The organism is Streptomyces doebereineriae (assembly GCF_031845645.1).
Taxonomy (GTDB): Bacteria; Actinomycetota; Actinomycetes; order Streptomycetales; family Streptomycetaceae; genus Streptomyces; species Streptomyces canus.
In genome coordinates this window covers 392,320-414,496 of the sequence record NZ_JAVREZ010000004.1, presented here as the reverse complement: position 1 = coordinate 414,496, position 22,177 = coordinate 392,320, and the positions used below count along the sequence as shown (strand labels likewise).

Annotated in this window: 19 protein-coding genes; 8 read left to right on the top strand and 11 right to left on the bottom strand. The window is 69.4% G+C overall.

The genetic code is table 11. The annotated features are described in order from the left end of the window. Positions 1–482: 482 nt before the first annotated feature. The 3 genes from RNB18_RS14750 (at position 483) to RNB18_RS14740 (ending at position 3,225) form a co-directional block, all read left to right on the top strand. Positions 483–1,127: a DUF6230 family protein gene (locus RNB18_RS14750; RefSeq protein WP_311714544.1), complete on the top strand. Its 645-nt coding sequence runs from the start codon at positions 483–485 to the stop codon at positions 1,125–1,127. 183 nt (positions 1,128–1,310) lie between these two features. Then, positions 1,311–1,916 (top strand): DUF6114 domain-containing protein, encoded by a 606-nt coding sequence (locus RNB18_RS14745; protein ID WP_311714543.1) that lies wholly within the window; start codon positions 1,311–1,313, stop codon positions 1,914–1,916. Then, positions 1,906–3,225 (top strand): hypothetical protein, encoded by a 1,320-nt coding sequence (locus tag RNB18_RS14740; protein WP_394817616.1) that lies wholly within the window; start codon positions 1,906–1,908, stop codon positions 3,223–3,225. The genes RNB18_RS14745 and RNB18_RS14740 overlap by 11 nt, the downstream gene beginning before the upstream one ends. A gap of 253 nt (positions 3,226–3,478) precedes the next feature. Here RNB18_RS14740 and pyk read toward each other — a convergent pair whose 3' ends face one another. The 3 genes from pyk to pta all read right to left on the bottom strand — a co-directional run bounded on the left by pyk (position 3,479) and on the right by pta (position 8,318). After that, entirely contained in the window at positions 3,479–4,903 is a 1,425-nt protein-coding gene (gene pyk / locus RNB18_RS14735) for a pyruvate kinase (RefSeq protein ID WP_057612037.1), read from the bottom strand. Between the two features lie 116 nt (positions 4,904–5,019). Beyond that, positions 5,020–6,222 carry an acetate kinase gene (locus RNB18_RS14730; RefSeq protein ID WP_311714541.1) on the bottom strand — a complete coding sequence of 401 codons (1,203 nt, stop codon included), beginning with the start codon at positions 6,220–6,222 and terminating at the stop codon, positions 5,020–5,022. Next, on the bottom strand, positions 6,219–8,318 hold the full coding sequence (pta, locus tag RNB18_RS14725; RefSeq protein ID WP_311714540.1) for a phosphate acetyltransferase: 2,100 nt from the start codon (positions 8,316–8,318) through the stop codon (positions 6,219–6,221). The genes RNB18_RS14730 and pta overlap by 4 nt, the downstream gene beginning before the upstream one ends. 214 nt (positions 8,319–8,532) lie before the next feature. Between pta and RNB18_RS14720 the strand changes: the two genes are divergently transcribed. Next, positions 8,533–9,558, top strand: a complete 1,026-nt coding sequence (locus RNB18_RS14720; protein WP_311714539.1) for an ATP-dependent 6-phosphofructokinase — start codon at positions 8,533–8,535, stop codon at positions 9,556–9,558. A gap of 24 nt (positions 9,559–9,582) precedes the next feature. Here RNB18_RS14720 and RNB18_RS14715 read toward each other — a convergent pair whose 3' ends face one another. Beyond that, positions 9,583–10,287 carry a helix-turn-helix domain-containing protein gene (locus RNB18_RS14715; protein WP_311714538.1) on the bottom strand — a complete coding sequence of 235 codons (705 nt, stop codon included), beginning with the start codon at positions 10,285–10,287 and terminating at the stop codon, positions 9,583–9,585. A gap of 178 nt (positions 10,288–10,465) precedes the next feature. Here RNB18_RS14715 and RNB18_RS14710 point away from each other — a divergent pair, with 178 nt between their 5' ends. Further along, positions 10,466–10,921, top strand: coding sequence for a PPOX class F420-dependent oxidoreductase (locus RNB18_RS14710; RefSeq protein WP_079077250.1), 456 nt, complete (start codon positions 10,466–10,468; stop codon positions 10,919–10,921). 6 nt (positions 10,922–10,927) lie between these two features. On the opposite strand, the gene RNB18_RS14705 is transcribed toward RNB18_RS14710, so the two are convergent. The 5 genes from RNB18_RS14705 to RNB18_RS14685 all read right to left on the bottom strand — a co-directional run bounded on the left by RNB18_RS14705 (position 10,928) and on the right by RNB18_RS14685 (position 16,788). After that, a complete protein-coding gene (locus RNB18_RS14705) occupies positions 10,928–11,770 on the bottom strand; it encodes a carbohydrate ABC transporter permease (RefSeq protein ID WP_311714537.1) in 843 nt (280 codons plus the stop codon). A gap of 2 nt (positions 11,771–11,772) precedes the next feature. After that, complete coding sequence (locus tag RNB18_RS14700) at positions 11,773–12,633, bottom strand: carbohydrate ABC transporter permease (RefSeq protein WP_311714536.1); 861 nt, start codon at positions 12,631–12,633, stop codon at positions 11,773–11,775. After that, complete coding sequence (locus RNB18_RS14695) at positions 12,630–13,988, bottom strand: extracellular solute-binding protein (RefSeq protein WP_311714535.1); 1,359 nt, start codon at positions 13,986–13,988, stop codon at positions 12,630–12,632. Before RNB18_RS14695 ends, RNB18_RS14700 begins: the two co-directional genes overlap by 4 nt. A gap of 113 nt (positions 13,989–14,101) precedes the next feature. Next, a complete protein-coding gene (locus RNB18_RS14690) occupies positions 14,102–14,797 on the bottom strand; it encodes a response regulator (protein ID WP_311714534.1) in 696 nt (231 codons plus the stop codon). Next, the gene (locus RNB18_RS14685) at positions 14,794–16,788 is read right to left on the bottom strand and encodes a sensor histidine kinase (RefSeq protein WP_311714533.1); all 1,995 of its coding nucleotides are present in this window, start codon (positions 16,786–16,788) and stop codon (positions 14,794–14,796) included. Before RNB18_RS14685 ends, RNB18_RS14690 begins: the two co-directional genes overlap by 4 nt. 121 nt (positions 16,789–16,909) lie before the next feature. Here RNB18_RS14685 and RNB18_RS14680 point away from each other — a divergent pair, with 121 nt between their 5' ends. Beyond that, positions 16,910–18,316 carry a cation:dicarboxylate symporter family transporter gene (locus RNB18_RS14680; RefSeq protein WP_392782381.1) on the top strand — a complete coding sequence of 469 codons (1,407 nt, stop codon included), beginning with the start codon at positions 16,910–16,912 and terminating at the stop codon, positions 18,314–18,316. A 136-nt stretch (positions 18,317–18,452) separates the two neighbouring features. Here the strand turns inward: RNB18_RS14680 and RNB18_RS14675 are convergent, their stop codons facing one another. After that, positions 18,453–19,070 (bottom strand): TetR/AcrR family transcriptional regulator, encoded by a 618-nt coding sequence (locus RNB18_RS14675; protein ID WP_311714531.1) that lies wholly within the window; start codon positions 19,068–19,070, stop codon positions 18,453–18,455. Between the two features lie 111 nt (positions 19,071–19,181). Between RNB18_RS14675 and RNB18_RS14670 the strand changes: the two genes are divergently transcribed. Together RNB18_RS14670 and RNB18_RS14665 are read left to right on the top strand one after the other, a co-directional pair. Then, positions 19,182–20,852, top strand: coding sequence for an MFS transporter (locus tag RNB18_RS14670; RefSeq protein ID WP_311714530.1), 1,671 nt, complete (start codon positions 19,182–19,184; stop codon positions 20,850–20,852). Positions 20,853–20,928: 76 nt separating this feature from the next. Then, a complete protein-coding gene (locus tag RNB18_RS14665; RefSeq protein WP_311714529.1) occupies positions 20,929–21,732 on the top strand; it encodes a DUF2127 domain-containing protein in 804 nt (267 codons plus the stop codon). Here RNB18_RS14665 and RNB18_RS14660 read toward each other — a convergent pair. Then, positions 21,692–22,153 (bottom strand): MarR family winged helix-turn-helix transcriptional regulator, encoded by a 462-nt coding sequence (locus RNB18_RS14660; RefSeq protein ID WP_311714528.1) that lies wholly within the window; start codon positions 22,151–22,153, stop codon positions 21,692–21,694. The genes RNB18_RS14665 and RNB18_RS14660 overlap by 41 nt on opposite strands. Positions 22,154–22,177 lie beyond the last annotated feature (24 nt).

The following is a 22,177-nucleotide window of genomic DNA, read 5'->3' as shown; positions in this document are numbered from 1 at the left end:
CATCGATCAACGGCTTTGTCCTCCCCCCGGTTGCCACCCAGCGTCGCCGACCGAGACCAGCGGGTCGTTGTTCGGTTATCCGGCCGTTACTACCGAGTAACGAAGCCCCTTGTGCGGGCGGCGAGAATGCACCACGATCGGCGACGCTCGGTCCTTTCCCGTACCCCGACAGCCGGTCGGGCGGCGGGATTCCTTGGGTCCCCACCGAGCAGGGTCGGCGGCAGGTGCGCCGGCTCTTGGACAGGGGGGTCTTCGCCCACACGGCGGAGCCTGTCCAGCAAGGTTGTGCGTGATGCGTGTCAGGCGCGACCAGTGGTTGTCGCTCGGGGGTGATCGCCGGTGATCGGTGCGCGGTTCGCGCCTCCGAAGGCAGGCGCTCTCCTTCCCGAGGACGTAGCACTTCTCCCATCCCTGCCCGGCTGAGCCGTCCTTTCGACAGGGGCAGTCAGGGTCAGGAGATGTACGTCCGAGAAGGAGGAAATATGCAGTCCCAGGTGCGTGGCGGGACCAGATGGAAGCGCTTCGCTGTGGTCATGGTGCCCAGCGTCGCCGCGGCCGCGGCAGTGGGTGTCGGGCTTGCGCAGGGTGCGCTCGCCGCGTCGTTCAGCGTGTCCGGCCAGGAGTTCAAGGTGAAGGCCGGCCACCTCGAGGGCCAGGGCTTCGCCCAGTACGGCGGTATCGACACCGGTTACACGTCGACCGACGGTACGAGCAAGACCGTGCACCCGGTCGCGATCTCGTCGTTCAAGACGGCTCAGATCACGAACATGTGCCAGTCGGTCAAGACCGAGATCCCCCTCATAGGCAAGACGTTCTACCTGCGTCTTGACGCGGGTCCGGACGCCAACCACAAGGTCGAGGCCGAGAACCTCTACATCGACGTCGCTCAGCTCGACGCCGATGCGACGTTCAAGAACATCGACATCGGCGTTGCGGTCAAGGACCAGAGCAAGGGCCCCGCGGTCAAGAGCGGTGACAACGTCCTGCCGGGCGGCTTCGCCCAGCAGGCCGATTCGGCCGACCTGAAGGACGTTGAGCAGACGGCGTGGGCCACCACGGCCGGCACCTTCAAGCTCAGCGGCCTGAAGATGCGTCTCGGCACCAGCTCCACCATGGAGTGCTTCTGACGGCTGAGGCCGCAGGGGTGACTCGGCGCGGCTGAGTAGCCCCGGGGCGGGGAGGCAGCTGCTTCTCCGCCCCGCATGGCCGGCCCGGCGCCCCGTCGGACCGCTTGCACACAGACAGACTTTCCGGTTCTCCACGCCTACGGCCGAGCCGGTATGTACTTCCGGACCCAGGGAGCTTTTTCCATGAGTGCCGAGACTCCGGTCCAGAGCGCCGGGACCTTCACCCGGTTGCGCCTGCGATTCCGTACCTGGCGAGGCCGCCGCCCGTTCTGGGCAGGTCTGTTCACGCTGCTCGGCGGTCTGCCGATCGCCTACTTCCCGTACGCCACCCTCAAGCTGGGCACCATGTCGATCGCCATGGCGACCACCGCTGGTGCCGGCTCCCTCATCATCGGCGTACTGCTGTTCACGCTGGGTCTGACCATGTGGTTCCAGCAAGCCACGCGGATCTTCGCCGGCGTCGCCGCGATCGTCCTCTCCCTGGTGTCCCTGGTGGTCTCGAACATCGGCGGCTTCATCCTGGGCTTCGTGTTCGCGCTGGTCGGCGGAGCGCTCGCCGTCTCCTGGGCGCCCGGAGCGCCGCCCCAGCCGCAGCCGCTGGGCGAGAACGGGACGGAGGGCGGTGCGCCCCAGGGCGCCGACCCCGACACCGCGATCCTGCGGCCCGTGATGGACGAGCCCGCGCCGTACCAGGCCCCCGAGCCCGGTCGTGACGGATCGTCGGACCGGACGCCCGAGAGCGCCTGGGCCGGCGGCGACGACGCGAACGGGGGGTACCGTGTCGGCTGAGAACCTCCATGGCGAGGGCTCCGCGGCCGCGGCGGAGGTCAGAACGGGTCCCCGGCACGCGGCGCCCAAAAAGCCTCTGTTCAACAGGTTCCACATGCCGGCCGGCAAAGCGATAGCCATGGCGGCGATGCCGACGGCGGTCCTCATGGGCATCGGGTTCACGCCGACGCTCGCGCTGGCCGACGACGCGCCGACCGCGAAGAGCCTGACGGCCGACGAGTACAAGGACTGCATCGCGGCGCTGGACAGTGCGTCCCCGTCCGCCTCGGCGAGCCCGTCCTCGTCCCCCGACTCCGACGACTCCGCCACGGCGACGCCGTCCCCGTCGGCCTCCTCCGGCTCGGGATCGGACTCCGGCTCGAACTCGGGCGACTCCTCGACGGATTCGGGTTCCGACGACAAGGCCACGCCCACCCCCACGCCGTCCGCCTCCGCGAGCAAGGAGGAGAGCAGCTCCTCCTCCGGAAGCTCCGACACCGCCACGGCGTCCCCCTCGGCCTCCGCGAGCGACGACGGCAACCTCCTGACGGACATCGGCGACGCGATCACCGGGATCTTCACGGGCGGCTCCGGCGATGCGTCCAGTGCCAGCCCTACGCCGACCCCCTCGGCCTCGGCGTCCAAGAGCGCGGACGACAGCGCCGGGGACACCGCCAAGGAGACGACCGAGAAGGTCACCGACACGGTGAAGGACACCGTGAAGGACACCACCGACACGGCGTCCAAGGCGGCCGAGGACACCACCAAGGCCGTGGAGGACACCACCGAGGCGGCCGAGGAGGCGGCGGCGGACGCCACGGCCTCCCCGAGCCCGTCGGCGAGCTCCACCACGGACCCGGAGGACTGCCCGGTCGCCACGGACGACGTGGGCGACACCGAGCCCGGTGTGACGGTGGCGGACAACGCCTGGACTCTGAAGGCCAGTTCGCTGCTGCTCAAGGGCGCCGACTACCAGGGCATCGTGAAGGTCAAGACCGCGAGCGGCAAGACCAAGAAGGTGCTGAAGTACGTCATCTCCGGCGGCACCGACATCGGTGACCTGCACCAGATCGTCACCGAGCGCGGCAAGACGTATCACGTGCAGGCGGGCAAGGGCACGACGTCCACGATCACTGACGGCAAGACGACCATGTACACCGAGAGCATCTCCGGCAACCTGCTGGGGCTGATCCCGATCACGTTCAGCCCGGACAGCCCGCCGCCGCTGAACATCCCGCTGATCTACTTCACCAATGTGACGGTCCAGCAGGCGGCCCAGTACGGCGGGACGCTGCACGTGCCCGGGATGCGCCAGTACAGCGAGGGCTGACCGACGCCCCTCACGAACCCTTCCGGGAGCCGCACACACGCTGAGGGTGTCCTCTTCAACAGAGGGCACCCTCAGCGCGTTTGTGAGCCCCGTGGCCGCCTGCCGGGGTAGTTCCAGGGCGTACACATCCGCCGGGCACACCAAGCCGGCGCGAAGCCGAGTACGCGCTGATGGGCGGGAGGCCCTGTACGACGGGACAAACACACCGAGGGCGCCCCCTGCCGCAGGGGCGCCCTCGATGTCGTACGGATTCCTACTGCGCGCCGCCGATGTGGTGGACGCGGAGCATGTTGGTGGTGCCCGCGACGCCGGGGGGCGAGCCGGCGGTGATGATGACGATCTCGCCCGGGTTGAAGCGGTTGATCTTGGCGATCTCCTGGTCGACCATGTCGACCATCTCGTCCGTGGTGTTCACGAACGGCACCACGTGCGACTCCACGCCCCAGCTGAGCGCCAGCTGGTTGCGGGTGTTCTCGTCGGTGGTGAAGGCGATGATCGGCTGCTGCGCGCGGTAGCGCGACAGGCGCCGGGCGGTGTCGCCGGACTGGGTGAAGGCCACCAGGCCGCGGCCGCCGAGGAAGTCGGCGATCTCGCAGGCCGCGCGGGCCACCGAACCGCCCTGGGTGCGGGGCTTCTTGCCCGGGACCAGCGGCTGGAGGCCCTTCGACATCAGCTCCTGCTCGGCCGCGACGACGATCTTCGACATCGTCTTGACGGTCTCGATGGGATACGCGCCCACGCTCGACTCCGCCGACAGCATGACCGCGTCCGCGCCGTCCAGGATCGCGTTGGCCACGTCGGAGGCCTCGGCGCGGGTCGGACGGGAGTTGGTGATCATCGACTCCATCATCTGGGTCGCCACGATCACCGGCTTGGCGTTGCGGCGGCACAGCTCGATCAGGCGCTTCTGCACCATGGGGACCTTCTCGAGCGGGTACTCGACGGCCAGGTCGCCACGGGCCACCATGACGGCGTCGAACGCCATCACGACGCTCTCCATGTTGTCCACCGCCTGCGGCTTCTCCACCTTGGCGATGACGGGGACCCGGCGGCCCTCCTCGTCCATCACGCGGTGGACGTCGTCGACGTCCTTGGCGTCCCGGACGAAGGACAGCGCGACCATGTCGCAGCCCATGCGCAGCGCGAAGCGGAGGTCCTCGATGTCCTTCTCGCTCAGCGCCGGGACGTTCACCGCCGCGCCGGGCAGGTTGATGCCCTTGTGGTCGGAGACGACACCGCCCTCGATGACCATCGTCTTGACCCGCGGGCCCTCGACGTCCAGGACCTTCAGCTCGACGTTGCCGTCGTTGATGAGGATCTGGTCGCCGCGGGAGACGTCACCGGGCAGGCCCTTGTAGGTCGTCCCGCAGATGGTCTTGTCACCCGGGACGTCCTCGGCGGTGATGACGAACTCGTCACCGCGCTCCAGCTCCACCGGACCTTCGGCGAAGGTCTCCAGGCGGATCTTCGGGCCCTGCAGGTCGGCGAGGACACCGATGGCCCGGCCGGTCTCCTTGGCGGCGGCACGGACGCGGTCGTACCGCCCCTGGTGCTCGGCGTGCGTGCCGTGGCTGAAGTTGAAACGGGCCACGTTCATGCCGGCTTCGATCAGCGAGACCAGCATCTCGTGGGAGTCGACCGCGGGGCCGAGAGTACAGACGATTTTCGAACGGCGCATGGGGCGATCCTATCGGTTTGTTTCGCTGCGGAATATTCCGTCTGGCGGAAGATACAAATGGGCGGAACGTCGCTCAGCTGGGTTACCGCTCAGTCGCCACGCGGTGGAGCCGCAAATCAATGCCGCGCGACCAGTGCGTAGGTCTGCGTCGCGATTTCCAGTTCTTCGTCGGTCGGCACCACGGCGACCTTCACCCGTGCGTCGGCGGGCGAGATCAGCCGCGGTTCGTCGCTCCGTACGGCGTTGAGCTCGCGGTCCACCGCCGGGCCCAGGGTCTCCAGGCCCGCCACGGCGGCCTCCCGCACCGGCGCCGCGTTCTCGCCGACCCCGGCGGTGAACGCGATCGCGTCCACCGTACCGAGAACGGCGTAATAGGCGCCGATGTACTTCTTCAGACGGTGAATGTAGATGTCGAAGGCGAGCTCGGCCTGCTCGTCGCCCTCGTCGATCCGGCGCCGAATCTCCCGCATGTCGTTGTCACCGCAGAGGCCGACCAGTCCGCTCTTCTTGTTGAGAAGAGTGTCGATTTCGTCGATGGACATTTTGCCAACGCGCGCCAAATGGAAGATGACGGCCGGATCGGTGTCTCCGGAGCGCGTACCCATCACGAGTCCCTCCAAAGGCGTCAGCCCCATGGAGGTGTCCACGCACCTGCCGCCCCGGACCGCGGAGGCGCTCGCGCCGTTGCCCAGGTGCAGCACGATCACGTTGACGTCCTCGGGTGCCTTGCCCAGCAGCTTCGCGGTCGCCCGGGACACGTAGGCGTGCGAGGTGCCGTGGAAGCCGTAGCGCCGGATGCGGTGCGCGTCGGCGGTCTCCACGTCGATCGCGTAGCGCGCGGCCGACTCCGGCATCGTGGTGTGGAACGCGGTGTCGAAGACGGCGACCTGGGGCAGGTCCGGGCGCAGCGCCCGCGCGGTGCGGATGCCGGTGAGGTTGGCCGGGTTGTGCAGCGGGGCGACCGGGATCAGCCGCTCGATCTCGGCGAGCACGGTCTCGTCGATCACCGTCGGCTCGGTGAAGGTCTTGCCACCGTGCACCACGCGGTGGCCTATCGCGGCCAGCTCGGGGGAGTCGAGGCCGAGCCCGTCCTTCGACAGTTCCTCGGCCACGGCCTTCAGCGCGGCGTCGTGGTCGGCGATCGGGCCGGTCCACTGACGGGACTCACCCCCCTGGGGCGTGTGCTTGAGACGGGAGCCCTCCTCACCGATGCGCTCGACGAGCCCCACCGCGAGCCGGCTGCTGTCCCGCATGTCGAGCAGTTGGTACTTCAACGACGAGGAGCCGGAGTTGAGGACGAGAACGCGCGTGGCACTCACTGTGCGGTGGCCTTTTCTGTGGCGGGAGTCGGGGTCTGGGCCTGAATCGCCGTGATGGCGACGGTGTTGACGATGTCCGAGACGAGGGCGCCCCGGGACAGGTCGTTGACGGGCTTGCGCAGCCCCTGGAGCACCGGCCCGACGGCGATCGCGCCGGCCGAACGCTGCACGGCCTTGTAGGTGTTGTTACCGGTGTTGAGGTCGGGGAAGATCAACACGCTGGCCTGGCCCGCGACTTCGGAGCCCGGCAACTTGGTCTGAGCCACGGTCGGCTCGACGGCCGCGTCGTACTGGATCGGCCCCTCGATCTTGAGGTCGGGCCGCCGCTGCCGTACCAGCTCGGTGGCCTCGCGCACCTTGTCGACGTCGGCGCCCGAGCCCGACGTACCGGTGGAGTACGACAGCATCGCGATCCGCGGCTCCACGCCGAACTGCTCGGCGGTCGCGGCCGACTGGATGGCGATGTCGGCGAGCTGCACGGCGTCGGGGTCGGGGTTCACGGCACAGTCGCCGTACACCAGCACCTTGTCGGCGAGGCACATGAAGAAGACCGACGAGACGATGTCGGCGTCCGGCTTGGTCTTGATGATCTCGAAGGCGGGGCGGATGGTCGCCGCGGTGGAGTGCACCGAGCCGGACACCATGCCGTCGGCGAGGCCCTCCTGGACCATCAGGGTGCCGAAGTAGTTCACGTCGGAGACGACGTCGTAGGCCAGCTCCACCGTGACGCCCTTGTGGGCCCTGAGTGCCGCGTACTTCTCGGCGAAGGCGTCGCGCAGTTCGGAGGTCGCCGGGTCGATCAACTGGCAGTCGCCGAGGTCGATGCCGAGGTCGGCGGCCTTCTTGCGGATCTGGTCGACCGGGCCGAGCAGGGTGAGGTCGCACACGCCCCGGCGCAGCAGGACCTCGGCGGCGTGCAGGACGCGCGGCTCGGTGCCCTCGGGCAGGACGACACGGCGCTTGTCGGAGCGGGCCGTCTCCAGGAGCTTGTGCTCGAACATCATCGGGGTGAGGCGGTCGCTGCTCGGCGTGGAGACCCGGCGGGCGAGGTCGGCGGTGTCGGCGTACCGCTCGAAGAGACCGAGTGCGGTCTCCGCCTTGCGGGGCGTGGCCGCGTTCAGCTTCCCTTCCAGCGCGAAGAGTTCGGCGGCGGTGGGGAAGCTGGTGCCGGCCACCGAGAGCACCGGGGTGCCGGGGGCCAGTCGGGCGGCGAGGGTGAGGACGTCGTCGCCCGGCACCTCGTTCAGGGTGAGCAGCACGCCGGCTATCGGCGGGGTGCCGGCGCTGTGCGCGGCGAGCGAGCCGACGACCAGGTCCGCGCGGTCGCCCGGGGTGACCACCAGACAGCCCGGGGTCAGGGCCTTCAGGAAGTTCGGCAGCATCGCGCCGCCGAAGACGAAGTCCAGGGCGTCCCGCGCGAGCCCGGAGTCGTCGCCCAGGACCACCCGGGCGCCGAGGGTCTGGCCGATCTGGGCGACGGTGGGCGCGGCCAGGGCGGAGTCGTCCGGCACGACGTAACAGGGCACGGGCAGCCTGCCCGAGAGCCGCTCGGCGATCTCGTCCCGGTCCTGGCGGGCCACCCGGTTGGTGACCATGGCGAGGACGTCGCAGCCCAGGCCGTCGTAGGCCCGGTAGGCGTTGCGGGTCTCGGCGAGCACCGACTCGGCGGCCTGCCCCCGACCGCCCACGACCGGGATCACGGAGGCGCCGAACTCATTGGCCAGCCGGGCGTTGAGGGAGAGTTCGTCAGGGAGCTGGGTGTCGGCGAAGTCGGTGCCGAGGACCAGGACGACGTCGTAGTCGCGGGCCACCAGGTGGAAGCGGTCGACCAGGGTGGAGACCAGCTCGTCGGTGCCCTGCTCCGCCTGCAGCGCGGAGGCCTCGTGGTAGTCGAGGCCGTAGACGGTGGCCGGGTCCTGGGTGAGCCGGTAGCGGGCGCGCAGCAGCTCGAAGAGCCGGTCGGGACTGTGGTGCACCAGCGGCCGGAACACCCCCACCCGGTCGACCTGGCGGGTCAGCAGCTCCATGACCCCCAGTTCGACGACCTGGCGGCCGTCGCCGCGGTCGATCCCGGTCACGTACACGCTGCGGGTCACGCGTGATCTCCGTTCCGTCGCCTTCGAAGTTCCGTCGCCTTCGAAAAAGTCGCTGTCATGAAAATCGCCCACCGAGGTGAGCGGAAACCCTCTTGACAATACCCCGGACGATGGATAAGGCGCCCGTCAGCACGGGGTGCGACGGCCCCGTGCGGGACGTGAAACAATCGGAATTGGCTCACCGGTATCAACAGCGAGCAGGAGACACAGCACGATGCGCATCGGAGTTCTCACCGCAGGCGGCGACTGCCCGGGTCTGAACGCAGTGATCCGGTCGGTCGTGCACCGAGCGGTCGACAATTACGGCGACGAGGTCATCGGCTTCGAGGACGGCTACTCCGGCCTCCTGGACAGCCGCTACCGCGCCCTCGACCTGGACAGCGTCAGCGGCATCCTGGCCCGCGGCGGCACCATCCTCGGCTCCTCCCGCCTGGAGCGTGACCGGCTGCGCGAGGCGTGCGAGAGCGCCTCCGACATGATCCACGAGTTCGGCATCGACGCGCTGATCCCGATCGGCGGCGAGGGCACCCTCACGGCCGCCCGCATGCTGTTCGACGCCGGTCTCCCGGTGGTCGGCGTCCCGAAGACGATCGACAACGACATCTCCTCCACCGACCGCACCTTCGGCTTCGACACCGCGGTCGGTGTCGCCACCGAGGCCATGGACCGCCTCAAGACCACCGCCGAGTCCCACCAGCGCGTGATGGTCGTCGAGGTCATGGGCCGGCACGCGGGCTGGATCGCCCTGGAGTCCGGCATGGCCGCCGGCGCCCACGGGATCTGCCTGCCCGAGCGCCCCTTCGACCCGGCCGACCTGGTCAAGATGGTCGAGGAGCGCTTCGCCCGCGGCAAGAAGTTCGCGGTCGTCTGCGTCGCCGAGGGCGCCCACCCCGCCGAGGGCAGCATGGACTACGGCACGGGCGAGATCGACAAGTTCGGCCACGAGCGCTTCCAGGGCATCGGCACGGCCCTGGCGTACGAGCTCGAGCGCCGGCTCGGCAAGGAGGCCAAGCCGGTCATCCTCGGGCATGTGCAGCGCGGCGGCGTGCCCACCGCGTACGACAGGGTCCTGGCCACCCGCTTCGGCTGGCACGCGGTGGAGGCCGCGCACCGGGGCCAGTTCGGCAGGATGACCGCGCTCAGGGGCACCGACATCGTGATGGTGCCGCTCGCCGAGGCGGTCACCGAGCTGAAGACGGTCCCGAAGGACCGGATGGACGAGGCGGAGTCGGTCTTCTAGTCATTCGTCCGGGTGGTCGCTGTTCTACGGCCGCCTGTCGACCGCCTCCCAGAACCGCTCCACGATCTCGTCCAGGAACTCCTGGCCGGCCTCGCCGGAGCGTTCGCCGCCCCCGCCCCAGGTCAGGGTGGACACCATCTGCCCCTGGTACTGCCGGTGCAGATCCATGAGGGTCTCCTCCACCAGCCGCCGGTCCAGGGGCACGATCTTCGCGACCTGACGGACGTAGGCCTGCCAGCGGGTGCCTACCGCGCCGCGCAGGCATTCGGCGAGCCGCTTCTCGCGGCCCGTGACGGCGACGAAGTCCGGCAGGTTCAGCTCCAGCAGGTCGGCGAGAGCGGTGGACTGGCGGTCGGTGCCGCGCCACTCGTCGTGCTCCTCCATGGCGAGGTAGGCGAGCAGTTCGAGCCCCACGGCGCGGGCGACGTCCTCGGGGGCGATGCCGCGCGCGACGCGGTGCTCGCGCAGGGTACGGGGACGGCCGATGAGTTCACCGGGGGAGCACCACAACACGCCCGCGAGAGCGGTGAGTTCCGGACTGGTGGGGCAGACGATCCCGCGTTCCCAGGCGACGACGAGATCCGGGGCGACGTAGGGGAGTCCGTACGAGACGCGCAACCCGTAGGCCACGTGCTCGGGCCCCATGCCGAGAGCGACACGGAGTCTGCGGGCGGTGAGGTTGTCGAAGGGCGGTCCGGGCTGGTTCGGCAGGGCTGGGGGTCGGCGCACGGCCCACAAGTTAGGGAAACGGACGTCCGGTGACTACGGTCTGTTCGGCCAGGATCACGGATTGTAGGAATCTACGGTTTCGGCTGCGTGTTCGGGCTGGCCGAAGATCGTCTGTCGGCGGTGCGGACGCGGTGGCGAGGATGGCGCCGGGTGCCCGGACGGGTGGCCGGAAAGAGGTGTGATCTTCGTGTACGAAGTGAATGGCAAGGTAGAGGGGCATATTCGCGAGCGGCTGCTGGCGCCGAACTTCTGGCATCTGGCGACCGTCGGTCCGGACGGAGCGCCGCAGGTCTCGCCCATGTGGGCGGATCTCGAAGGTGAGTACGTCATGGTCAACACGGCGATCGGACGTGTGAAGGAGGAAAACCTGCGGCGCAATCCGAACGTTTCCCTCTCCCACCACGACCCCGACAACCCTTACGACCGGGTCGAGATCCGGGGCCGGGTGGTGCGGTTCGTGGAGGGCGAGGAGGCGGAGCGCTCCATGGACCGGCTCACGCGGAAGTACATCGGCGAGGAGCGGTATCCGTGGCTGCTCGAGGGGGAGCGGCGGGTGATGCTGCTGATCGAGCCGGTGCGGGTGCGCAGGGTCGTGGGAGTGGAGCCGTTCCGGCCCGGGGTGCTCCCTTCGTGAGCCGGCTCATCCCTTGACCGCCCCGCCCAGCGCGAAGCCCCCGCCCAGCCGCCGCGCGATCAGCACGTACAGCAGGATCACCGGCGTCGAGTAGACGATCGAGAACGCGGCGAGCTGCCCGTACGCCACCATCCCGCGGTTGCCGAAGAACTCGTTGATGCTCACCGACGCCGGCATCTGGTCCGGGGTGAGCAGCAGCATGAACGGCACGAAGAAGTTGCCCCACATCATGACGAAGGAGAAGACGGTCACGACCGCGACCCCGGGGCCCATGAGGGGCAGCACGATCCTGGTGAGCGACTGGAGGGAGCCCGCACCGTCCGTCCAGGCCGCCTCCTCCAGTTCCTTCGGGACGCCGTCCATGAAGTTCTTCATCAGCCAGATGGCGAAGGGGAGTTGGGAGGCCGCGAAGAAGAGGATCGTGCCCTGGAGGGTGTCGATCAGGTCGACCTGCACGAACAGCGCGTACACCGGGACCATGATCGCCGTGATGGGCAGGCTGGTCGCGAAGAGGATCGACAGCAGGAACGGCCGGTTGAGACGGGAGCTGAAGCGGGACAGGGGATAGGCCGCGAGGGCCGCGCAGACCACCGTCAGCAGGGTCGCCCCGCCGCACAGGATCAGGCTGTTGAGCAGCGGGGTGAAGGTGATGTCGGAGGTCAGGATCGCGTCGAAGTTCTCGAGAGTGACACCGTCGGGGGCCTTCACCCTCAGGTCGGCGTGCGGATCGAGGGCCGAGAGGACGACCCAGGCGAGCGGCAGCACGAACGCGGCGGCGACCCCCAACAGGCCCGCGTCGGCGGCCAGTCGGCGGTTGCGGCGGCGGTCGGCGAAGTGTGTGGCGGCCATGGTCAGACCTCCGTCCGAAGCAGGCGCATGTAGGCCACGGAGAAGACCGACCCCACCAGGAGCAGCAGCAGGGCCACCGCGGTGCCGTAGCCGATCATGCTGTTCTGGAAGGCCTGTTCGTACATGAAGAGGGGCAGGGTCTGACTTTTGTCGCCCGGCCCGCCCCTCGTCATCACCCAGATCAGCCCGAAGACCGACAGCGTCTGGAGGGTGTTGAGCATCAGGTTCGTGCCGATGGAGCGACGGATCATCGGCAGGGTGATGTGCCACATCCGGCGCCAGCCGCCGGCGCCGTCGACCTCGGCGGCCTCCGTGATCTCCTTGGGGATCTCGCCCAGGGCTGCCGTGTAGACCAGCATCGAGAAGGCGGTGCCGCGCCAGACGTTCGCGAAGGACACCGCCAGGATCGGCAGGGTGAACAGCCAGTTCTGGGACGGGAGATGGAGCAGGTCGAGCACGGCGTTCAGAGTGCCCTCCTTGCGGAAGAAGGCGTAGAGGAGGAAGCCCGCGACGACCTCCGGGAGCACCCAGGCGGTGATGACGATGCCTCCGGTGAGCGTGCGCACGGGCTTCGAGGCGCGCTGCATGAGCGCCGCCAGCGCCAGGCCCAGCGTGTTCTGCCCGATCAGCGACGACACGACCGTGAACACCAGCGTCAGCCATACGGCGTTGAGGAACTCCTCGTCCTGGAAGGCCGTACGGAAGTTCTCGAAGCCGACGAAGGACGACTCGGCCTGACCGGTCAACTGCAGGTCGGTGAAGGCGATGTAGGCGCAGTAGGCGATGGGTCCGGCGAGGAAGAGGAGCAGCAGGACGAGTGCGGGCGTGACCGGGAGGGCGCGGGTGAGGGAGCGCCGGTTCACTTTTCGATCACTTGGTCGTCCGTGGCCTTCTTGAGCGAGTCGTCGTAGTTCCTGGCCGCCTCCTCGACGGAGGTGTCACCGGTCGTCACGCCCTCCATCGCCTCCTGGATCGCGGTGGAGACCTTCGGATACGCCGGGTAGGCGGGCCGGTAGTGGGTGCTGGCGACCAGGTCGGTGAAGAACTTGATGCCGGGCTGGGCCTTGGCGTAGGCGGGGTCCGCGGCCACGTCCTCGCGTACGGAGATGCCTGAGTTGGCGACGTACCACTTCTGGGCGTTGGCCTTGGTCTGCATCGTCCGGACGAAGTCGAAGGCGAGGTCGGGGTTGGCCGCCTTGGCGGGGACGGCCCAGGTCCAGCCGCCGGACATGCTCACCTTGCCGGGGGCCTGACCGTGCTGGGTCGGCATGTACGCGAGCCCCAGCTTGCTCGACCACTCGGGCCATTCGTGTCCGCTGCCGGGCAGCCAGTCCTGCGGGAGCCAGGAGCCGTCGAGATTGATGCCGAGCTTGCCCTTGGGCAGCAGGTCGCCCCGGACGATGGTCTGGATGTTGGGGTCGAGGGCGGTGGAGACGTCCGGGCCGAGCTTCTCCCGGTAGACCGTCTCGACGAAGGAGAGCGCGTCCTCGAAGCCCTCGCTGCCGGCGATCCACTTCTTCGCGGCATCGTCGTACAGGCGGTCCTCGGTCCCGTACAGCAGCATCTCGAAGCCCTGCATGGTGGCGGCCTCGCCCGCGGGTTTGCCGGTGTAGACGTTGAGGGGCGTGACGTCCGGGACCCTGCGCTTGATGGTGCGGGCGGCGTCGAGGACCTCGTCCCAGGTCTTCGGCTGCCAGTCGGTGGGCAGCCCGGCCTTGGCGAAGATCCCCTTGTCGTACCAGAGCCCCCGGGTGTCCGTGCCGTCCGGGACGCCGTACGTCTTGCCGTCCTCGGCCTTGGCGGCGGCCTTCGCGGTGTCGATGAACCGGTTCCAGTCGGGCCACTTGGCGAGGTAGGCGTCGAGGGGCTTCAAGTACCCGCTGGTGATGTCGGAGTTGATGAGGAAGGTGTCCTCGTAGACCAGGTCGGGCGCGGTCTTCGCGGAGCGGAGCATCTGCTGCAGTTTGGTGTAGTACTCCGAGTCCGGGGCCTTGATCGGGACGAGCTCGACCTTCTTGCCGGGGTTCGCCTTCTCGAACTGCTTCTTGATGTCCGCGAGGTAGTCGTCCATGACGTGGATCGAGTTGTCCGTGGACTGCTTGAACGAGACCTTCACGGTGTCCGGATCGCTGCCGGAACCGCCGCAGGCGGTGAGGGCGGATGCGGCGAGGGCGGTGGCGAGCAGGGAGGGAAGTACGGCGGTGGGGCGCACGGGCATGACCTCCTACGGGCTCACGTCGTTGTGGCCGGGACGGCTGCCGTGTGAACGTAAGAGGAGTGGTCTAGGCCCGTCAATGACCGTGCACGGGCTCGGACTTACCGACCCCGGACCTAGTGCTGGCCCTGCCCCCTGACCCACCGGTACTGCAACTCCGGCCGCCCCACCGTCCCGTACTGCGGACTGCGTTCCGCCCGGCCCGCGTCGACCAGATGCTCCAGGTAGCGGCGGGCCGTTATCCGGGAGATCCCGACCACTTCGGCCAGGCCGGTCGCCGTGAGCCCCTCCGCACAGTCCCGCAGGGCCACCGTCACCCGCTCCAGAGTCGGTGCGCTGAGCCCTTTGGGCAGGGCGGCCGGGCCCGGTGCCCGCAGCGTGGCCAGCGCGCGGTCCACCTCGTCCTGACCGCTCGCCTCACCGGCCGACGCGTGGAACTCCGCGTACCGGATCAGCCGGTCGCGCAGGGTGGCGAAGGTGAACGGCTTCAGCACGTACTGCACGACCCCCAGCGAGACACCCTCGCGGACGACCGTCAGATCCCGGGCCGAGGTCACCGCTATCACGTCCGCCTGATGTCCGGCCGCGCGCAGCTGACGGGCCAGTTGGAGGCCGTGCCCGTCCGGCAGGTGCAGGTCGAGCAGGAGCAGGTCGACGGCCGTGCGGTCCAGGAGACGGCGGGCCTCCGCACCCGTGTGGGCCTTGCCCACAGCCGTGAAGCCGGTGACACGGTTGACGTACATGACGTGCGCGTCGGCGGCGACCGGGTCGTCCTCGACGACCAGGACACGGATGGGCTGCTGGGTGGTCATACGTCGCCTCCGGGGGCCGTGGCACCGTGGGGGACCGTAGCGCTGTCTGCGGCCTTGGGGTTCTTGGGGGCGGTGAAGTTTTCCGGGTCGGGGGTGTGCTGGGGAGCCGTCGGGTCGTCGGGGGTGGTGGCGTGCTTGGGGGCGGTTGTGTCGGCGGGGGCGGTGGTGTGCTCGGGGGTAGTGGTGCTCTCCGGGGTGGTGGCGTGCTCGCGGGTGGTGGCGTCCTTGGGGGCGGTGGTGCTCTCGGGAGCCGTCGTGTACTCGGGGATCGTGGTGTGCTCGCGGGTGCTCGTGTCGTCGGGGGCGGTGGTGCTCTCCGGGGTGGTGGCGTGCTCGGGAGCCGTCGTGTCTTCGGGAGCCGTGGCATCCTCAGGGCCCCTGGATTCGCTCCCCAGGGGCAGCCGCACCTCGAACCGGGCGCCGCCCCCTTCGGCCTCCGCCACGGTCAGGGTGCCCTTGCAGCGGTTGACCGCCTGCCGGACGAGCGCCAGGCCGAGCCCGCGCCCGCCGGGACCCGCCGGCTTCGTCGAGAAGCCCCGTTCGAAGACCGCCTCCGCGTGCGCCGGGTCTACCCCGGCCCCGGTGTCGGACACCCGGAGCACCAGTTCCGAGCGGTCCGGATCGGCGTACGCCGTCACCGTCACCCGCGCCCGCACGCTGCCCTGCGCCGCGTCCACCGCGTTGTCGATGAGGTTGCCGAGGATCGTGACCAGGTCCCGGGCCGGAAGGCTCTCCGGCAGCAACCCGTCGTCCAGGCGGCTGTCCTCCGACACGACCAACTCCACGCCGCGTTCGTTCGCCTGCGCGGTCTTGCCCAGCAGCAGGGCGGCCAGGACGGGCTCGCCGACCGCCGCCACGACCTGGTCGGTCAGCGCCTGCGCCAGCTCCAGCTCGGCGGTCGCGAAGTCCACCGCCTGCTCCGCACGCCCCAGTTCGATCAGGGAGACGACTGTGTGCAGCCGGTTCGCCGCCTCGTGGGCCTGGGAGCGCAACGCCTGGGTGAAGCCCCGTTCGGAGTCCAACTCGCCCATCAGGGACTGGAGTTCGGTGACATCGCGCAGGGTGACCACAGTGCCACGCTGCTCTCCGCCGGAGACCGGGGAGGTGTTGACGACCAGCACCCGCGAGGACGTCAGATGCACCTCGTCGACCCGTGGCTCCGAGGAGAGCAGCGCACCCGTCAACGGCGCCGGCAGCCCGAGCTCGGCCACCGACCGCCCGATCACCCGGTCCTGCGGGGACACACCCAGCAACTCCCGTCCGCCGTCGTTGATCAGCGCGACACGGTACTGCCCGTCCAGCATCAGCAGCCCCTCGCGTACCGCGTGCAGGGCCGCCTGGTGATAGTCGTGCATCCTGCTGAGCTCGGCCGCGTTCATGCCGTGGGTGTGGCGGCGCAGGCGGGCGTTGACGACGTAGGTGCCGATGGCACCGAGCGCGAGCGCGCCGCCCGCGACGGCGAGCAGGGCGGTGAGCTGGCCCTGCACCCGCTCGCTGATCTTCTCGACCTGGATGCCGGCGCTGACCAGGCCGATGACCTTCCCGCTGTCGTCCTTGACCGGGGTGACCGCCCGGACCGAGGCGCCCAGGGTGCCGGTGTAGGTCTCCGTGAAGGTCTCGCCCTTGAGCGCGCGCTCGGTGTTGCCCAGGAAGTGCTTGCCGATCTGGTCCTTGTCGGGGTGGGTCCAGCGGATGCCCTGCGGACTCATGATCGTGACGAAGTCGACCTCGGTGTCGGCCATGACCCGGAGCGCGTACGGCTGAAGTGCGGCCGTGGGATTCGGCGTGCCGATCGCCTCCCGCACGGACGGCGAGTCCGCGACCGCCCGCGCCACGGCCCTGGCCTGAACACGCGCCGCGTCCTCGGCCTGGCCGCGGTCACTGACGTAGGTGAACAGCGCGTACCCCGCCACGACCACGGCGATCAGCACGGCCTGCATGGCGAAGAGCTGGGCCGCGAGGCTCCGGGGTCTCGGTACGGGGATGCGCATGTCGTCAGTCTGCCTCCATGGCTGATTGTGAACTAAATGAACGGAAGGGTGACCGCCCTCACAGGGCGGGAGATAGTCACGGCATTCCTTCAAAAGCCCGGACGTGAGCCGCACGCCGGTCATGCCGACGAAGACGTCAAGGAGGGCAGCCGTGGCCGCCAGCACCCCCGATACGGCACCGACAGTCAAAAAGGACCGCACCCACTACCTCTACATCGCGGTGATCGTCGCGGTCGCCATCGGTATCACGGTCGGCCTGGTCGCGCCCGACTTCGCCGTGGAGCTCAAGCCCATCGGTACCGGGTTTGTGAACCTGATCAAGATGATGATCTCGCCAATCATCTTCTGCACGATCGTGCTCGGTATCGGATCGGTACGGAAGGCCGCCAAGGTCGGCGCCGTCGGCGGTATCGCGCTTCTCTACTTCACGATCATGTCGCTGGTCGCGCTGGGCATCGGCCTGGTCGTCGGCAACATCCTGGACCCGGGCACCGGCCTCGCCGTGACCGACGCGGTCAAGGACGTCGGCCATGCGCAGGTCGACGCGGAGGCCAAGGACACCACCGAGTTCCTGCTCGGCATCATCCCGACGACCTTCGTCTCCGCCTTCACCGAGGGCGAGGTGCTCCAGACCCTGCTGATCGCCCTGCTCGTCGGCTTCGCCCTGCAGGCCATGGGCTCGGTCGGGCAGCCGGTCCTGCGCGGTGTCGAGCACATCCAGCGGCTCGTCTTCCGGGTCCTCGCCATGGTGATGTGGGCCGCCCCGATCGGCGCCTTCGGCGCGATGGCCGCGGTCGTCGGATCGGCGGGCGTGGACGCGCTCAAGGATCTCGCGCTCCTGATGGTCGGCTTCTACATCACCTGCTTCCTGTTCGTCATCGTCGTGCTCGGAACCCTCCTGCGGATCATCGCCGGGCTGAACATCCTCACGCTCTTCAAGTACCTGGGCCGTGAGTTCCTGCTGATCCTGTCGACCTCGTCCTCCGAGTCCGCGCTGCCGAGGCTCATCGCGAAGATGGAGCACCTGGGTGTCAGCAAGCCGGTGGTCGGCATCACGGTCCCGACCGGCTACTCGTTCAACCTCGACGGCACCATGATCTACATGACCATGGCCTCGCTGTTCATCGCCGACGCCATGGGCACGCCGATGTCGATCGGCGAGCAGATCCCGCTGCTGCTCTTCCTGTTCGTCGCCTCGAAGGGTGCCGCCGGTGTCACCGGCGCCGGTCTCGCGACCCTGGCCGGCGGTCTCCAGTCGCACAAGCCCGCGCTGGTGGACGGCATCGGCCTGATCGTCGGCATCGACCGCTTCATGAGCGAGGCGCGCGCCCTGACCAACTTCGCGGGCAACGCCGTCGCCACGGTCCTGATCGGCACCTGGACCAAGGAGATCGACCGCGAGCGCGTCGACCAGGTGCTCGCCGGTCACCTGCCCTTCGACGAGAAGACGCTCCTCGACCACGAGGACGACGACGTCTCGGCGGACATCCCCGAGCAGGGCGGCGAGAAGGAGCTGGCCAAGGCCTGAGCGGCCGGACGCCGGTGGCCGTACGGCCACACAGAGCTGAGCCGGGCCCGACCTGAACCCGGGCCCGGCTCCCGCCCCGGGCGGCCGAGTACTCCCCCGTAGCTCGGCCGCCCGGACCCACTCCCCGAAGAACAGCTCAGTCGCTCAGTTTCGCCACCAGCGCGGTGGCCAGAGAGGCGGGTACGCCCGCCGCGGTCAGAACGGTGACCGCGGCGGAGCGGCCCGCCTCTTGCGCGTCCAGCAGCCCGTGGTTCACCGCCTCCATCACCGCGAACATCATCTGCTCGTGGACGTACGCCAGCGCGGGCGCGGGCAGCGGTGAGACGAAGACGCCCTCGTCCAGGCCGCGCTGGAGCAGTTCGGTGGACGCTTGGCGCACGGGGGCGAGCCGCTCGATGATGCCCTCCATGGTGACGCTGCGCTGGGCGAGCGCGACCAGGATGCGATAGCGGTCGGCGACCTTCCAGACCGCGAGCACGGAGCCCGCCACGGCCTGCGCCAGATCGTCGATCCCCTCGCGTCCCGCCGCGTCGGCGGCCGCCACCGCCTCCACGGCCCCGTCGACGAGCGTGCTGATCAGCGCCTCACGGCTGGGGAAGTGGCCGTACACGGTCCGCCGTACGACACCCGCGGCGCGCGCGATCTGGTCCATGGACGCGTCGGGGTCGCGCAGCAGCTCGGTGAGGGCGACATCGAGGATGTGGCGGCGGTTGGCTTCGGCGCGAGGTGAATGGCCCGTGGTCATGGGCGTCATTGTGCCCCTCCCCAGCTGAACTTGCACATGGCTGTGCAGCAGGCGTACATTGCACAGCGTTGAGCAAATGCACATCACTGTGCAAGTCTGCTGAGGGAGGCCACCCCTGCCATGCGACTCGTCATGACCGAACCGGTCGAGAAGATGGAGCGCCCCTACGCCCGCCGCTGGTGGGCACTCCTCGTCCTCTGCCTCAGCCTGCTGATCATCGTGATGGCGAACACCGCCCTCACGGTCGCGGCCCCCGACATGACCGAGGACCTCGGCCTGTCCAGCGCCGACCTCCAGTGGGTGATCGACGGCTACACCGTCCCGTACGCCGCGCTGATGCTGCTGTTCGGCGCGATCGGCGACAAGTACAGCCGCCGCGGGGCGCTGCTGCTCGGGCTCGGAGTGTTCGGGGGCGGCGCGGTCTTCGGCTACCTCGCCGACAGTGCCGCGACGGTCATCGCGGCCCGCGCGGTGATGGGCACCGGCGCCGCGATGATCATGCCGGCCACGCTGTCCCTGCTCGCCGCGACCTTCCCGCGCGGTGAGCGCGCCAAGGCGATCACCGTGTGGACCGCCACCTCCGGCGTGGCGATCGCGGCCGGTCCGCTGGTCGCGGGCGCGCTCCTGGAGCACCACGCCTGGACGTCCACGTTCCTGATCAACGTCCCGATCGCGGCCGTCGCCGTCGTCGCCGCTCTCGTCCTCGTCTCGCCGTCCAAGGCCGCGAAGCGCGGTCGCATCGACTACGTCGGCGGTCTGCTGTCGGTCGTGTGGATCGGCGCCCTGATCTACATGATCATCGAGGGTCCGCACTTCGGCTGGCACGCCAAGGCTCTCGCCGCCGCCGGGGTCGCGGCCGTCGGTCTGGTGCTCTTCGTCGTCTGGGAACTGCGCCACCCGCGCCCCGTCATCGATGTCCGCCGCTTCACCGACCGCGGCTTCGCGGGCTCCAACCTCGCCGTCGCCCTGTTCTTCCTGGCCGTCTTCGGCGCCTTCTACTACCTCACCCAGCACCTCCAGTTCGTGCTCGGCTACAGCGCCCTGGAGACCGGCCTGCGCATGCTGCCGCTGGCCGGCGCGGTCTTCGTCGGCTCGGCCCTGACCGGGTTCCTCACCCCGCGGGTCGGCATGAAGTGGACGGTCACCGCGGGCATGGTCGGCGGTACGGCGGCCCTGGCCCTGCTCACCCGGATCGACGCGGGTTCGTCGTACGGCGATCTCGTCGCGCCCTTGATGGTGCTGGGCCTGGCGATCGGCCTGGCCCTCTCGCCCGCCACGGACGCGATCATGGGAGCCTTCCCCGAGTCCGAACTGGGCGTCGGCGGCGCGGTGAACGACACCTCGATCGAGCTCGGCGGCTCGCTCGGCATCGCGATCCTCGGCTCGCTGCTGGCCACCTCGTACGCGGACCACCTCTCCGACGCCACCGCCGGCAGCAAGCTTCCCGCCTCGACGCTGGACGCGGCGCAGGACTCGGTCGGCGCCGGATACACGGTCGCGCAGGGCATCGGCGAGAAGGCCCAGCAGGTCGCCGCGCAGGCCGCCCAGGCCACCGACCCCCAGCAGGCGGCCCAGCTGAAGGCACAGGCCGGGCAACTCGCCTCCGGTGCCCGGCAGATGGCGGACGCGGTCGGCTCGTCCTTCTCCGACGCGGTGGCGCACACCAGCCTGATCGGGGCGGTCGTGCTGGGCGTCGGGACGATGGTGGTCGCGGTGCTGCTGCCCGGTCGGAAGTCTGCGGAGCCCGCTGCTCAGGACGCGGAGGAGAAGGAGCTGGTCGGCACCCGCTGACTCACCGAACTCTTACCCGGCCCCACTAGCGTGCCGTCCCCGGACGGCACGCTTTTCCATCGGAGGCACACGGGGGATGAAGATCGACTGGGACCGGCGCACCTGTGCGCGCCGCGGCCATGTGACGTACGCGCCGGACGAACCCCGCCTCCGGGACCGGCTGTACGCCGAGACCGCCCTGGGCGGGGCGTGGCGCTGCCTGCGCTGCGGCGACTTCGCCCTGGGCGAGCCGCACGGCTCGGGGCCCGCGGACCACGCGCCCCTCGTGCCGCGCGGCACGGTGCTCAGGGACCTGTTCGTCCTTCGCTTCCTCGCGATCGAGCGGGCTGTGCGCGGGGTGTTCATCGTGCTGGCCGCGGTGGCGGTGTGGAGGTTCAGCAACAGCCAGGACGCGGTGCGCCGGCTCTTCGACGAGTATCTGGACGTCTTCCGGCCGGTGTTCAGGCACTTCCACTACGACCTCGACCACTCGCCGGTCGTCGACACCGTCCAGAAGACGTTCGGGTACCGGCACAACACCCTTGTCCTCGTGGCCGTGCTGCTGCTGGCGTACGCCCTCATCGAGCTCGTCGAGGCGGTCGGCCTCTGGTACGCCAAGCGCTGGGCGGAGTACCTGACAGTGGTCGCGACCGCCGCCTTCCTGCCGCTGGAGATCTACGAACTCACCGAGCACATCAGCTGGTTGAAGATCGCCACACTGTTCCTCAACGTCCTCGCCGTTCTCTACATCCTGCTGGCCAAGCGCCTGTTCGGCCTCCGCGGCGGCCACCGGGCCTTCGAGGAGGAACGGCAGAGCGCGTCGCTGCTGGAGGTGGAGGAGGCCGGCGGGCTGAGCGAGCTCAGCGCAGCGGGTCACACCCCTGGGCCCACGGGTCGGTGATCTCCCGGAGCAGCGTCAGCGCCTCGCGCAGCTGCTTCATACGGCGCCTGCCGAGGTGGTCCTCCCACTCCTTCTCCACCTCGGCGACCACCCCGTCGGCGACCTCCTTCGCCGCCCACGCCTTGGCCGCGCCGCACACCAGCCGGGCCCGCTTGTCGGTCGGGTCCGGGACGCGGGTGACGTAGCCCGCCTTCTCCAGCTGGTCGACCAGGAAGCCCGCGGTCTGCTTGGTGATCTGGGCCTGCTCGGCGAGCTCCGTCAGCCGGGTGCCGTCCGGGCCGATCCGCTGCATGACCCGGGCCTGGGCGGGCGTGAAGTCGTCGAAGCCGGCTTCCGCGAGCACGGCGAAGATTCGATTCTCCAGGGCCCGGTACGGGAGGAACAGGAGCAGCCCCGTGTTGAGCTCGCTCTCCGCCACCATCGTCGACGCTCCCTCGCACTGCTT